This is a genomic window from Rothia sp. P4278 (assembly GCF_048512945.1).
In the GTDB taxonomy this organism is placed as follows: domain Bacteria; phylum Actinomycetota; class Actinomycetes; order Actinomycetales; family Micrococcaceae; genus Rothia.
This window is the reverse complement of sequence record NZ_JBLXXU010000001.1, coordinates 75,702-88,557: the sequence shown is the minus strand read 5'-3', so window position 1 is coordinate 88,557 and position 12,856 is coordinate 75,702. Positions and strand designations below refer to the sequence as shown.

Genomic DNA, 12,856 nt, shown 5'->3' with positions numbered 1-12,856 from the left:
CCGGGCTCTGACCTCTATGGGGTGGTTCACGGTGGAAGGTATTGGGGGCACGTACACTGGTGGGGTGTTTAAAATTCTTTTTTATGCCCCCGAAATTCCCGGCAATACCGGTAACGCTATCCGACTAGCTGCCATCACAGGCGCCGAACTGCACCTGGTCAAGCCCCTAGGCTTTAACTTTGAGGATGCTCATCTGCGCCGCGCGGGCCTGGACTACCACGATCTAGCGGTCATGACCGTCCACGAAACCCTTGAAGATGCCTGGGAAGTGCTGGCCCCCGCCCGAGTTTTTGCATTCACCACAACGGCATCAACAAACTACGCCGAGATAGACTACAAGCCCGGTGACGTGCTCATGTTCGGCCCTGAATCTGTGGGTCTCCCCCAGTATGTTCAGGACGATGAGCACATCACCGAGCGTGTCAAAATCCCTATGGTCCCGGGCCGCCGTTCACTGAACCTGGCTAACAGCGCATCTATCGCGGTGTTTGAGGCCTGGCGCCAGCACGGCTACGCCGGAGGAACCCTCTAGGAGGTAGCCTGCCCCAGGGTCACCTCAACCTGCTGGGAAGACCCTTTACGCTCAACGGTGAGGGTAACAGTCTGACCGGCAGCGGCCTCACGGACTGCGGCTGTCAGCTCGGTTGCTTCGCTAATGGTTCGCCCATCAACTGCAGTAACTACATCGCCCTTTTCCAGCCCGGCTTTCTCAGCGGCACCTCCGCTGGTAACCTCCTTGATCAGGGCACCATCGCCAAAGGACTCTGAAGCGTCCTTATTGGCCGGTGATGTAGTGACAGAAGCCCCCAGCATGCCGTGGCTAGCTGAGCCGCTCTCAATAATTTCGTTGGCTACACGCTTGGCATAGTTAATAGGGATTGCGAAACCCACACCAATATTGCCGCTGCTAGAAGTAGTGCTGGTATCGGTTGAAGCGATAGCCACATTCACGCCAATAACCTCACCGGCAGAGTTAACCAGCGCACCACCAGAGTTGCCGGGATTAACTGCGGCATCGGTCTGGATGACATTAAGCGAGATACTGGAGGTATTTGAGCTGGAATAGCGTTGCTGGCCTGGCATTTCAAATTGGAAAGGGGATCCGCCAAAGGGGTCGCTACTGCCCGAGTCACTGTTGGAGTCCTTGGCGGCTGAGGATGCCACCTCGATGGTTCGCACCATGTTGGACACTATACCGGTGGTCACCGTGTTTGAAAGCCCTAGGGGCGCACCGATAGCAACGGTCGTATCACCCACGTTCAGTGCCCCCGAGTCCCCGAGGCTTGCAGGTGTCAGGTTCAGCCCGCTAGTATCACTTATCTTGATGACCGCTAGGTCACTGGTCGGGTCAGTTCCTACCACCGTGGCCGCACGAACGTTACCATCTGAGAGCTGGACTTCTAGGTTTGCCTTAGAAGTTGCCCCGTCCAGTGTGACCACGTGGGTGTTGGTGAGAATATGCCCCTGGTCATCCAGGATGATCCCGGAGCCTGATCCCGCTTCGCTCCTAGTGTTTGCGGAAATAGTCACCACCGAGGGGATAGCCTTTGCGGCAGCAGCGGTTACGGCGTTCACCGAGTCGGTGTTATTGACGATAGTGGTTCCGGCGCTGGTCCTGGTGATGCTGGCCGAACCCAGTGCTCCCAGAGTAGCCGCTACCCCGCCGCCCACGCCACCGCCAATCAGAGCCGCAATAGCGGCCGCAGAAATGAGAGCCGTAGTGGAGTGTTTCTTAGCAGGGGCCACCTGCGCATAGTAGTTCTGCGGGTAGGCCTGTGCGGAAGGGGGCTGTCCCTGCACTGCATGTGCATAGTTATAACTTCCGGCTGTTGATGCACCCTGATGATTATGTGCAGGTTGTGCGCCCCTAGCCGGTGCCGGCTGCTGGTAGGAAGCTCCCGAGCTCGGATCTACCTGGCCTTGAATCGGGTTCTGCGCATTATGGGGCTGTGCTTGCTGCGCACCCACCGCTTGAATGTGCTCGCTGTTAAGTGGCACAGTACGGTCATCAGCAGACTGCAAGTTTTCCTGTTCCCAAGGGTTATTCGACATGGCAGTTAACAACTTTCTTTAGTGCGAATTACTTACTCGCATATTTTTCAGCTGCTTCTACTATGCTTCACAGTTCTGGGATAGAGATGTAACTAAGCTGTATGTTGACTGCAGGGTTCCATAGAGAAAACCCAAGAGCGGGGCCGTGTACCATCTGTGAGCCTCAGCCAGAACTCTGCCCAAGATGGCAGCCCCAAGGATAGAATATAGTCCATACCGTTTGCCTGTTCCCCGGAAAAGAGTTCCCATGCCCCGCAAGCACCTTGCCACAGCCCTGCTGGTTTCTTCCCTTGGGTTAGGTATTATGCCCGCCGCTTTCGCAGCCGCCCCCTACGATTTGGATGCGGGGGTAAGAGTCAGCGACACCACCTCATCCCTGGGGGACACCTCCGCCCTCAAAGAATCTATCCAGCAACTTGCCACCGATGACCAGGTCAACCTTTTCGTCGTAACAATTGATGCTTTTGAAAGCCCAACCTCATCGGGCCAGTGGGTTGAAAAATTTGCATCTCTCAACAACATGGGAACCAACGATGTTGTCCTGGTCATCGCTACTGAGGACCGCCAAGCCTACTTCCTAGCAGGCTCAACTTCGCTACTCTCCGCCAAAGAGCAAGAAAAAATTTATCAGGACTACATCTACCCTGAGCTAGCAAAATCTGATTACAAGGCCGCCGCCCAGGCCGCAGTTACCGGGATAAAGTCCCAGCTTGGATCCGGGGCCGCAGGCACCTCCACCGGGGCTGTAGCGGTGGGAGCAACCACACTGATTAGCGTTGGTGTTCTGGGCGGTGCAGGAGCACTGCTGTGGAGCAGAAAACGTTCGTCTAAAACCCCTCATGCAGGTCAGCCAAGTGGCACCGCGGCACCGCAGGCCCCCCTGCCCTCCCTAGCAGAGCTACGAACCCAGGCCGGTCAGCAACTTGTGAGCACCGATGACGCTATTGCCCACTCCTTACAAGAAGTTGAATTCGCGCGCCTCCAGTACGGGGAGGAGGAAGTAGCGCCCTTCCTGAACGCTATTAAGGCCGCCAAAGAGCATATGCAGCAGTCTTTCCAGCTCCAGAAACAGCTTGAAGACGATATCCCCGATACCGAGGCCGACCAGCGAGCCTGGTTGACAGAGATTATCAGCAGAACCCAGCAAGCCCAGGCCTCTCTCAACGAGCAGGTCGAGAACTTTACCAAGCTGCGAAAGCTCGAAGAAAATGCGCCCCAGGTGCTTACCACTCTCAAGGAGCAGATCAGGGCAGCTGACCCGCTCTTCGCCCCCGCTCAAGCAGCTCTGGGTAGGCTCAAAGGCCTCTACGCCCCCAGCGCTTACGGGGCTATAGCCGACAACATCGAAGAAGCACAGTCACGCCTTGAGTTTGCCCGTAGCTCAGCTCAGAAGGCCCAGGAGCTTTTGGCAACCGATAGGAGCCAAGCGATCTTGGAGCTCCGTGCTGGCGAAGAGGCCCTGGGCCAGGCCAAGGGGCTCCTTGAATCTGTGCACCACGCCGAAACTGACCTAGCTAAGATGGCAGCCTCCCTCGACGATGCCCTCATTCTGGCTGAGCGCGACGTTGCTCAGGCTCAAGAGTTAGCTCGTACAGGCGCGGGAAGCAGTAGCCAACTATCGGGTGCCGCCGCAGGTGTGCAGGCTGTGCTCGGTCAGATTCGTGCTGAGCGCGCGGGAGGCCTGATCGACCCCTACCTGCTCAATCAGCGCCTGCACGAGGTACGCTCAGAACTTGATGCGGCCCTAGCAGGTGTCCGTCAGGTTCACGAGCAGGAGCAAAACGCCCGTGAGAAGCTAGCTCATACGCTTCTCTCCGCCCAGGCTCGGGTATCTTCAGCCGGTGAATACGTGTGGGCTCGCCGGGGCGGGGTCAAGGCAGAAGCCCGGACCCGTCTACGGGAAGCTGAACGTCACCTGGCTGAAGCCCAAGAACTTCAGTCCTCAGACCCTGTCACAGCCCTCTCCCATGCCAATGATGCGATCCGCCTGGCAACAGATGCCCAGCGTATTGCTGAAAACGACGTTAATGTCTTTAGCCAAAACAATAGGGGCTACAGGGGCAACACGTCCAACTCAGCAATGCTGGGCGGTATTCTTCTGGGAACTCTGCTAGGCGGTGGAAGTAGCCAGGGTAGCTCCGGCAGTAGCTGGGGTGGCGGGTCATTCGGCGGCGGCTTCGGCGGAGGCGGCTTTAGCAGTGGCGGTGGCTTCGGTAGCGGTGGCGGTGCTGGCGGTAATTTCTAGCTCTCCTGCCACCGCCGGGCTCAGCCCGTTTTCGCTCAGGACGTAGCAAAACCCACACCCACCAGGGCCCAAATAGGCACCGTTATTGACACAATAGAAACTAGAGCGTAGCAAGCCTGCTCTCGCTTACCCCTCCACCGAAAGGTAGATACTCCATGGCCAAGCAAACCATTTTTAGCCGTATCGCCCAGCTCACCAAAGCAAACATCAACTCCCTCATTGATGCGGCTGAAGATCCCCAGAAGATGCTGGACCAGATGGTTCGTGACTACAGCAACAATATCGCTGAAGCCGAGCAGGCTGTCGCTCAGACCATCGGCAACCTGCGCCTGCTGGAAGAGGACCACGCCGAAGACCTCCGTGAAGCAGCCGAATGGGGCTCAAAGGCTCTGGCCGCTTCCAACAAGGCCGATGAGTTCCGCGCCGCAGGCGACACCGTTAACGCCGATAAGTTCGATAATCTGGCCAAGATGGCTCTGGGCCGCCAGCTCCAGGCAGAGAACACGGCCTCTTCTATCAAGCCGCAGATTGACTCTCAGACCCAGGTCGTGGAGCAGCTCAAGACCGGTCTGACCCAGATGAAGGAAAAGCTTAGCGAGATCACCCGTAAGCGTGATGAGCTCGCTGCCCGTCAGAAGTCCGCAGCGGCTCAAACTCAGGTCAATGACGCGCTCAAGTCTTTCAGCGTCATGGATCCTACCAGCGAGATTTCCCGCTTTGAAGAGAAAGTTCGCCGCGAAGAAGCTCGTGTACGCGGTGAGCAGGAACTGGCGGCTTCCTCACTTGATGCCCAGTTCAATGACCTTGAAGATTTGGGTAAGCAGACCGAACTAGAGGCTCGTCTGGCTGCCCTCAAGGCAGGCAAGTAGGCCTAATTGGCTTAGCGAATTATTAAGCAGAGGGGCCCGGTGGGTTCGCGTGTGTGCGAGCCGCCGGGCCCCTCGGTGTTCGGGGCGGGTCAGGTACTGGGTTGCTCCTCCCCCGCTGGTTCTAGGGTGCAGATTCGATCTGGCCGGTAATCCGGTGGTAGAGCATATCGAGCGCTACCATATTCACGCCCTCTGGAATGATCATGTCCACATGCTTCTTGGACGGCTCCACGTAGAGCTCATGCATAGGCTTGACCGTGGTGAGGTACTGGCTCTCGACCGATTCGATGGTGCGGCCACGCTCGATGACATCTCGGCGAAGCCTGCGCAGAATGCGAACATCGGCATCGGTGTCCACAAAAATCTTGATATCGCACAGTTCCCTGATTTCGGGCTCCACAAAAATCAGGATCCCTTCGAGAATAAGGATAGGCTGGGGAGCTACTTCCATGGTCTCATCGGAGCGGTTGTGGGTAGCAAAGTCATAGACCGGCGTCTCAATCCTCTGACCGGTCAGCAGTGTTTTGAGGTGCTGCACCAGCAGGTCGTTATCGAAAGCCTCCGGTGCATCGTAGTTCAGCAGGCATCGTTCATCGTAGGTGAGGTGGTCATTCCTCTTGTAGTAGTTATCGTGGTAGATTACCCCTACTTGGCCGTCAAAACGCTCTAGTAAGGAGTTGGTGAGGGTTGTTTTACCCGAACCGGTGCCACCAGCAATACCGATAATCAGTGGTTTCATGAATCTGCCCAGCCCTAGAAGTGAGAGGTTGCCATCGCCTTCTATTGTGGCATGGTTCCGCCTCTATCTACACACCGTACAGTCAAGCGCTTGATCATATTTTTACGCGACCTTTCATCAGGCCAAGAAGAGACATTTGCCGCTGGTTTAGCTGAATCTGACCAAGAATTCTGAATATATATCTCCTTGTCAGTAGCCACCCCCACCCTAAAACATATGGCACCCACCCCGGCTACCTACCCCACAAAATAACCCAGGACCTAGACCAAACTCTCGCTTTTGGGGACAAAAAATAAGAAAAACCCACCTTTTAGGGGACATAATGTGTGTATAGTGTCTAGAGGACTAACAACACGTACACCTCAGACAAGGAAGCCCGCTATGCATTTTGAAAGTTGGGTTACCGACAGGTACTCAAACGTCTCGCTCAGCTCCGCTGTCAAGCGTCATTCATCTCACGGTGGGCTCAAGAAATTCCACAAGGCCCTCCACATGGCGGACAGTATGGTTCGCGGTGAGACTGTTGTGGACTTTGTTGTCGGCAAATACAGTGGCTTGGGCGATACGCTGATGGTGATTACCAACGAACGTGTACTTCTGCTCCGCAACACTTTCCAGACCGGGCAGAGCCTTTCTTTTGATCTTCAAACGCTGGATCAGGCCAAGCTCAGCTATTTCCCGTTGCTAGGTCATACTCTCACCCTTAATGGTCACCGACTCAGCCGTATCCCAGCACCCTTTGTCGCTGTTCTGCGCAACCTGCTGACTGCAAAGCTCTCAGAACACTGGGCAGTAGCTGCCTAACCAGGCTTCCCCACAGCAATTTTCAAACCGGCCCCGCCCTTTACCTGCGGGGCCGGTTGTGTGCCTACCGCATGTTTAGGTGATTTTGGCAGGGACTAACTCACCCCAGTGAGTTGTCCCGCGCGGTGAGAGCATGTCGCGCTTCATTTCCCAGCCTGCGGGTGCGGAAAATCCAGCTAGGCCCAGACCCACGGCAGCCTGGCCGCACCGCTCTCGTATGCGATTCATTAAGCCGGCGATATCCTGGGCCTCATGCTGATAGGCCAGCCCTTCAAGCGGCAGGTTAAGGCCCGCTGGCACGAGGTCACTGAGTACAATTCCCGCCCGGACATAGGAGGCATACCCTGTATCTACCTGTTCCAACAGGCGGAGGGCGGCGCGGGTAAGAACCAGCGGGTCAGCGGTTTTTCCCGGGAGCTTGACCTGCACTGAGGGGTAGTGAGCCTGACCCACCCTAAAGGGGCTTGTACCGCAGTAGGCCGTGAGTAGGCCTGCTAACTGGCTGTGGCCAATCAGGCGTTCAGCACCCCGCTGAGCGTAAATACTGAGTACCTGGTGCATCTGGTCACGGGTTGTTATGGGGGTGGAAAAGGAACGCGAATAAATCAGTTGCTCTTTGAAGGCTCGTTCCGGCTCAAGCTCGATAGCCTTGACCCCATTCAGTTCCAGGACCGTACGCATGAGCACCACACTAAACCGTTTGCGGATGAGTTCTGGGGGCGACTGTGCAAGATCTGCGATGGAAGCAACCCCCATCTTCTCGAGCCGCACCGTTGTGCGCCTACCCACCCCCCATACTTCGGAGACCGGCAGAGCAGCCAGAAGGGCCTGCCTGCGCGCAGCAGGCAGCAGACCCCAGACGCACACACCGTTGAGGGCAGGCACCTTTTTAGCGGTCTTATTGGCCAGCTTAGCCAGCGTTTTGGAGGGGGCTACCCCAACACACACGGGGACGCCCACCCGGCGGGTTAAATCCGCTTTGATAGCGTGTGCCAGATGGTGCGCCTGGTCTTGGGTCACGGGCGCGGTCAGGAAGGCCTCGTCAATGGAGTACTGCTCAAAGTCGGCTGCGTGCTCTTGGAGGACGGACATAACCCGTTGGGAGATATCGCCATAAAGCTCATAGTTTGAGGAGCGTACAGCGACTCCTTGGCTTTCTGCGCGTTCTTGCACCTGATACCAGGGAGTTCCCATAAGATAGCCCAGCGCCTTGGCCTCAGCCGAAAGAGAGATGACACAGCCGTCGTTGTTGGAGAGCACCAGTACCGGCCGCCCCAACAAGGAAGGGTCGAGCAGGCGTTCGCAGGAGACGTAGCAGGTATTGATATCTATATGAAAGATCAGGTTAGACATGGTGCAGGCAGCGGGTCACAACCCCAAAAATCAGGAAGTCAGATTCTTCTGGGATAGGGATGGGTGGGTAGGCGGGGTTCTCGGGCAGCAACCAGCCGCGACCTGCCCGGTCGGTGTGGAAACGTTTGATGGTGAACTCACCATCGATAGCGGCTACGACGATGGAGCCTTCTACCGGTTCGAGGGAGCGATCCACGATAATTTCGTCACCGTCTGCGATCCCCGCATCGACCATAGAGGAGCCGGTGACGCGCAAAATATAGGTGGCCGCGCGGTCCCTAATTAGGATGTCGTTGAGGTCGATGCTGGTGGCCCGGTAGTCCTGGGCGGGTGAGGGAAAGCCGGCTGGCACGGCGACATCGGGGCTGGGAACCAGCAGGGGGCTACTCGCGTAAAGCCGAGCAAGGAGGGTAACTTTCATACCCCTAGAATAGTACATATATTCTATATTTGTAGAATATATGTACTAATTATTGAGGTTGGGCTGGGTTGTTCAGGGAGCATTAAATAAGCCCTACAGGAACAGATCATTCCTGGAAGGTGGGTCGAGAGAGCATAACCAAACAGAGAGACAGCTAGAGAGAATATTCCAAGATTTACCTACCCTGTGTCATGCTGGGTGTGCGCTTACCTTTAGTCCGCCCCAGCACCCCCGGAGACACATCATGGCATCACTTGATCAAGTTACTTTCGACTACTCAATGAGAGCAAAAGAGTATGCTAAAGCCCTTGGAGACATGAGGGCTACCCAGGAGCCAGACAGGGACCTCATCACGGAATGGTGTGGATCTTTCTCAGGGAAAATTCTTGATTTAGGGTGCGGCCCAGGACATTGGACGCACTATATTGCAGCTCAGGGCAAAACTGTACTAGGGGTAGACCCTACTCCCCTGTTTATAGAACTCGCTTCGGCAAAATATCCTCACGATAATTTTGAAGTAGGAACCATTGCCGACACTTGTTCAGGGGACTACCAGGGAATTCTCGCTTGGTACTCGTTGATTCATTGTTCCCCTGATGACCTCAAGAAGGAACTCAAGCTGATTCACTGGGCCCTCCCCAAGAAGGGTAGCTTACTCATTGGCTATTTCCGAGGAGAAGCGTTGGAGCCATTCGATCACGCAGTAACTCAAGCCTGGTACTGGCCGGATAGCTTCATCACCAACCTACTGACAGAAACCGAGTTCAGCACCCTCAAACAAGAGCACCGGGTATACCCAGGCACAAGGGCGCACGGGGCAGTTATTGCAACTAAAGAATAACTGCATAGGGAGGGTGTTCATAACCCAAAAGGCCCTCTCCCGCTGGATTCCCGCGATAAAGGACAAAAAGAAAAGCGCCTCACTTTTCGTGAGACGCTTTTCGTCTTGGTTGCGGGGACAGGATTTGAGCCTGTGACCTCCGGGTTACAAGTCCCGGTATATATTCGAGCCGCCATCGCAACGCTCTATACACAAAGGCTACTTCATGCCTCACGCTAGCCAACTCAAGAGCGATCTTTATCCTCTCATAGCAGCATCCCACACCTTGGTAGAAAACTCGTACTCGATATGATTCACGCGCAGAAAACGAGGTGCGTGATGATGCCAGTCTTTAAAGCTAGTCCCGGTATCGTTCCAAAAACCTCTTACGATATATACCTTCTGGGGAGGTGGCCACAGACCAGAAAACCAAATATCGCAGTAGCCCCTATCAAGATGAATACCTACAGCTTTCTGGCCTTTTCGAGCTTTTTGATACACCCTAATCTACCCGAAGAACCATCAGGTTGTGCTGACGGGCATACCCCACGTGTTGCTCAAACTCGGCCTTCCGCCGTTGGCGCCGAGCGACAATTCCTAACGGATCTCTCCAGTTAAACCCCATCTGCATTCTTCTTTCTATGAACAACGCCCCAAACATACAAAGAGTTATGACTCAAGCTACCAGTATTCACACTATCGTAAATGTCATACAATGAATACATGACTACACCAACCATCTCCGATAGCGTCCTCACCATCAGAGTTCCCTCATCACTCAAAGAACGCCTAACCAACCTAGCAGCGGCCTCTGACCGCTCCGTGGCTTACTGTGCACGCACCCTCATCGAAGAACACATCGCAGACGCGGAATACGCCGCAGAACTTCACGCCAAGGTAAAGGCAATCAAAACCGGAGAACGCCGCGCCTACACAGCAGAAGAAGCACGAAAAGAACTGGGACTCTAATTTATGCAAGCCTCCTCATGGAGCCTTATCTACGACCCAGACTGCATCAAAGCGCTCAAAAAACTCGATAAGCCAACCACTCGTAGAATTATGGACGCGCTCGACCGGCTTGCAGAATCACCCACACCACAAGCTCATTGCAAAGCACTTACCGGGGAATTCACAGGCCTATGGAGGTACCGCGTGGGTAACTACAGGGTCATCCTTGACCTTGACCAAGGTGAGCTTATTATCCTCGCCCTTAACGCTGGACATCGCTCCAAAATTTACCGCTAAGTCCGGGTATTCACAGCATTAGTCACCTCCTACAGAAAATCTAATCTGTAGAAAGGTCACAAGGTGACTACATGGACTGCTTGTATCACCACTTTTAATAACTGGCTCCTAGCGGCAGGACGCCAACAATCCACTGTAAACACCCGCACGCGGTGGCTCAAACTTCTCGCTTAGGGCTACCCCCAACACCACACCCAGCTCACCCAGCAACTAGCGAACAAGCTCGCTTAACTCTATGCAATCCAGCAGCAATTAGAGCAAGCGCAGGAAGACTCCGATGCTACAAAGCGAAGGGTCGAGCAGCGTTCGCAGAAGACGTAGCAAGCCTTGATCTCTATATTGAAAAAGAGGTCAGACACGGTGCAGGCAAACCACCTTGTGGATAATCCGCGATACAGGACAAAAAGAAAAGCGCCTCACTTTTCGTGAGACGCTTTTCGTCTTGGTTGCGGGGACAGGATTTGAACCTGTGACCTCCGGATTACAGGCCCCAATCTATGCCTGCGTCCTGCAAGCAACCTTGCTTCTGAAAAGATTTTACACTGCTGCCACTAACAGCACGCCATACCTGTAGGCAGGGAAATGCACCGATTGCCAGCACTAGCCAATGGGCGAGAGATGGCCGCATTTCTCGCCCAGAATGGCTTCGCCGTTACGAAAACCAAAGGTGGGCATTACAAAGCAACCCACCCAGCGCACCAAGACAAACCCGCCGTACGGTTCGCATCATCTCCCTCAGATTACAGGTGGGCACGTAATACGCTTTCCTGGATTCGCCGAACCTATAGAATCGACCTCACTAAAAGCTGATATAAGCCCATCAAATCGTGCAGAACCTCATGGACACATCCCTGGGTCTACGTCCGAATATACGACTTGTAGACCAAGGAAATACAAACATGGATTCTGAATGGGCACCCCATATCAGCTACTTCACTAACTGGCTTTTGGCGGCAGGCCGCCAACCGTCAACTATCACAACCCGCACCCGCTGGCTGCAACTACTAGCCCGAACGTACCCAGCCCATACTCCCCTATCCATAACCCATACCGAGCTCTCGGAATGGATAGCAAACCCCCGATGGAAGCCTGCATCAAAGAAAAGCGCCCTAGCCACAGCTAGACGCTTCTTTCACTACCTAGAAATCACAGGCACCCGCCCAGATAACCCCACCAAGCTCTTACTCTCGGTTAAGGTCCCTAGGGGCAAAGCCCGCCCAATCCCAGACCAGGTGCTCACAGGCGGACTGGCACGAGCTGCCGCCGCCGAAGAAATCTTCATGATCCTGCTGGCCGCCTATGCAGGGCTGCGCCGTTTCGAGATAGCCAAACTGCATACCAACGACTATGTAAACGGCTGGCTCACCATCAGAGGCAAGGGACAGGTCATGCGCCATATCCCCGCTCACCCCGTACTCAAACCCTACCTAGAGCTCAAAAGTGCCGGCTACTATTTCCCCGGCAGGTTCACCGGCCACCGGCACCCAGACAACATCGGAAAGAACATCTCTCGACTTCTAGAAGGCGACTTCTCAACTCATCAGCTACGCCACTGGTTCGCAACCACCACCTATGCCCGGTGCAAGGACATACGTGCCGTTCAAGAACTCCTAGGACACGCGGATGTAGCCACAACTCAGTCCTATATCGGAGTAGAAGATGAACAACTCACCGCTGCCATCTCAGCGCTCCACCGATTTACACAAGAAAACCTACCCTCGAATACCTAAAAACAACGCTGCCCCGCATGAAAGGACCTGCTGACATGGCAGTAGCAACCGAATACAAAATCAAACTATCCTGCGGTCACACAGAAACACGCGACCTCTCCGATCAGCCAGCTCATAACCGCAAATCCTATGCATCCTGGCTCTCGAAAAAAGGATCCTGTCACAAATGCTTCATCAAAAACAACCAGGCAGAAATCGAAGCCAAACGTCTAGAAGTCGCAACCAGCAACATGCAGAAGTTCGAACTCCAAGACCTCGAAGGCACCGAACGGCAACAGCACTACGGGCTGTTAGTACGCGACCGCCTGCTAGTCCAGGCCATCGAGCATTTCTTACGCGGTGAAGAGCCACCGTTCAACGACGACGAGTTCGAAAATCGTATTCTTGAACCCGCCCGCCGGTTCTCACACGCAGGCTGGTGGATGGACAACAAGGACACGGCACCTGACGAGCTCCTAGAGATGTTCGATTCCTTCCGCACAGACCCCAGCAACCAAGAAGGCGTCAACGAAAACCCCTTCTAAGGAAACACACACTGAAACATTTCAGCAGCGGTGAGTCCCTCCCAAACGGAACGG

General features: G+C 54.8%; 13 protein-coding genes. 9 read left to right on the top strand and 4 right to left on the bottom strand.

All coding sequences use genetic code 11. The features are described from left to right. Nucleotides 1-64 precede the first annotated feature (64 nt). On the top strand, nt 65-532 hold the full coding sequence (locus ACN085_RS00345; protein ID WP_419100554.1) for a tRNA (cytidine(34)-2'-O)-methyltransferase: 468 nt from the start codon (nt 65-67) through the stop codon (nt 530-532). Here ACN085_RS00345 and ACN085_RS00340 read toward each other — a convergent pair. Beyond that, nucleotides 529-2,052, bottom strand: a complete 1,524-nt coding sequence (locus ACN085_RS00340; protein WP_419100555.1) for a S1C family serine protease — start codon at nt 2,050-2,052, stop codon at nt 529-531. The two genes, ACN085_RS00345 and ACN085_RS00340, sit on opposite strands and share 4 nt — an antisense overlap. Before the next feature lie 247 nt (nt 2,053-2,299). Between ACN085_RS00340 and ACN085_RS00335 the strand changes: the two genes are divergently transcribed. Together ACN085_RS00335 and ACN085_RS00330 are read left to right on the top strand one after the other, a co-directional pair. Further along, nucleotides 2,300-4,297 (top strand): TPM domain-containing protein, encoded by a 1,998-nt coding sequence (locus ACN085_RS00335; RefSeq protein WP_419110235.1) that lies wholly within the window; start codon nt 2,300-2,302, stop codon nt 4,295-4,297. Nucleotides 4,298-4,452: 155 nt separating this feature from the next. Next, complete coding sequence (locus ACN085_RS00330) at nt 4,453-5,166, top strand: PspA/IM30 family protein (protein ID WP_419104612.1); 714 nt, start codon at nt 4,453-4,455, stop codon at nt 5,164-5,166. Nucleotides 5,167-5,287: 121 nt separating this feature from the next. On the opposite strand, the gene udk is transcribed toward ACN085_RS00330, so the two are convergent. Continuing rightward, the gene (gene udk / locus ACN085_RS00325) at nt 5,288-5,905 is read right to left on the bottom strand and encodes a uridine kinase (protein ID WP_419100558.1); all 618 of its coding nucleotides are present in this window, start codon (nt 5,903-5,905) and stop codon (nt 5,288-5,290) included. A gap of 381 nt (nt 5,906-6,286) precedes the next feature. On the opposite strand from udk, the gene ACN085_RS00320 reads away from it, so the two are divergent. After that, nucleotides 6,287-6,709 (top strand): hypothetical protein, encoded by a 423-nt coding sequence (locus ACN085_RS00320; protein ID WP_419104613.1) that lies wholly within the window; start codon nt 6,287-6,289, stop codon nt 6,707-6,709. Nucleotides 6,710-6,784: 75 nt separating this feature from the next. Here ACN085_RS00320 and ACN085_RS00315 read toward each other — a convergent pair whose 3' ends face one another. Together ACN085_RS00315 and ACN085_RS00310 are read right to left on the bottom strand one after the other, a co-directional pair. After that, a complete protein-coding gene (locus ACN085_RS00315) occupies nt 6,785-8,062 on the bottom strand; it encodes a Y-family DNA polymerase (RefSeq protein ID WP_419110234.1) in 1,278 nt (425 codons plus the stop codon). Further along, nucleotides 8,055-8,483, bottom strand: a complete 429-nt coding sequence (locus ACN085_RS00310) for a LexA family protein (RefSeq protein ID WP_419110233.1) — start codon at nt 8,481-8,483, stop codon at nt 8,055-8,057. Before ACN085_RS00310 ends, ACN085_RS00315 begins: the two co-directional genes overlap by 8 nt. A 244-nt stretch (nt 8,484-8,727) precedes the next feature. Between ACN085_RS00310 and ACN085_RS00305 the strand changes: the two genes are divergently transcribed. The 5 genes from ACN085_RS00305 (at nt 8,728) to ACN085_RS00285 (ending at nt 12,802) form a co-directional block, all read left to right on the top strand. Next, the gene (locus tag ACN085_RS00305) at nt 8,728-9,324 is read left to right on the top strand and encodes a class I SAM-dependent methyltransferase (protein WP_419110232.1); all 597 of its coding nucleotides are present in this window, start codon (nt 8,728-8,730) and stop codon (nt 9,322-9,324) included. Nucleotides 9,325-10,026: 702 nt separating this feature from the next. Beyond that, nucleotides 10,027-10,272, top strand: a complete 246-nt coding sequence (locus ACN085_RS00300; RefSeq protein WP_419110231.1) for a ribbon-helix-helix protein, CopG family — start codon at nt 10,027-10,029, stop codon at nt 10,270-10,272. A 3-nt stretch (nt 10,273-10,275) separates the two neighbouring features. Beyond that, entirely contained in the window at nt 10,276-10,548 is a 273-nt protein-coding gene (locus ACN085_RS00295; RefSeq protein WP_419110230.1) for a type II toxin-antitoxin system RelE family toxin, read from the top strand. 899 nt (nt 10,549-11,447) lie between these two features. Further along, a complete protein-coding gene (locus ACN085_RS00290) occupies nt 11,448-12,278 on the top strand; it encodes a tyrosine-type recombinase/integrase (RefSeq protein ID WP_419110229.1) in 831 nt (276 codons plus the stop codon). Between the two features lie 35 nt (nt 12,279-12,313). Then, a complete protein-coding gene (locus tag ACN085_RS00285) occupies nt 12,314-12,802 on the top strand; it encodes a hypothetical protein (RefSeq protein ID WP_419110228.1) in 489 nt (162 codons plus the stop codon). The last annotated feature ends 54 nt before the right edge of the window (nt 12,803-12,856 follow it).

What these genes read in the sequence shown, in the direction of transcription:
- ACN085_RS00340 (WP_419100555.1), bottom strand. Translation starts at nt 2,052, where the DNA reads ATGTCGAATAACCCTTGGGAACAGGAAAACTTGCAGTCTGCTGATGAC.
- ACN085_RS00335 (WP_419110235.1), top strand. Translation starts at nt 2,300, where the DNA reads ATGCCCCGCAAGCACCTTGCCACAGCCCTGCTGGTTTCTTCCCTTGGG.
- ACN085_RS00330 (WP_419104612.1), top strand. Translation starts at nt 4,453, where the DNA reads ATGGCCAAGCAAACCATTTTTAGCCGTATCGCCCAGCTCACCAAAGCA.
- udk (WP_419100558.1), bottom strand. Translation starts at nt 5,905, where the DNA reads ATGAAACCACTGATTATCGGTATTGCTGGTGGCACCGGTTCGGGTAAA.
- ACN085_RS00320 (WP_419104613.1), top strand. Translation starts at nt 6,287, where the DNA reads ATGCATTTTGAAAGTTGGGTTACCGACAGGTACTCAAACGTCTCGCTC.
- ACN085_RS00315 (WP_419110234.1), bottom strand. Translation starts at nt 8,062, where the DNA reads ATGTCTAACCTGATCTTTCATATAGATATCAATACCTGCTACGTCTCC.
- ACN085_RS00310 (WP_419110233.1), bottom strand. Translation starts at nt 8,483, where the DNA reads ATGAAAGTTACCCTCCTTGCTCGGCTTTACGCGAGTAGCCCCCTGCTG.
- ACN085_RS00305 (WP_419110232.1), top strand. Translation starts at nt 8,728, where the DNA reads ATGGCATCACTTGATCAAGTTACTTTCGACTACTCAATGAGAGCAAAA.
- ACN085_RS00300 (WP_419110231.1), top strand. Translation starts at nt 10,027, where the DNA reads ATGACTACACCAACCATCTCCGATAGCGTCCTCACCATCAGAGTTCCC.
- ACN085_RS00295 (WP_419110230.1), top strand. Translation starts at nt 10,276, where the DNA reads ATGCAAGCCTCCTCATGGAGCCTTATCTACGACCCAGACTGCATCAAA.
- ACN085_RS00290 (WP_419110229.1), top strand. Translation starts at nt 11,448, where the DNA reads ATGGATTCTGAATGGGCACCCCATATCAGCTACTTCACTAACTGGCTT.
- ACN085_RS00285 (WP_419110228.1), top strand. Translation starts at nt 12,314, where the DNA reads ATGGCAGTAGCAACCGAATACAAAATCAAACTATCCTGCGGTCACACA.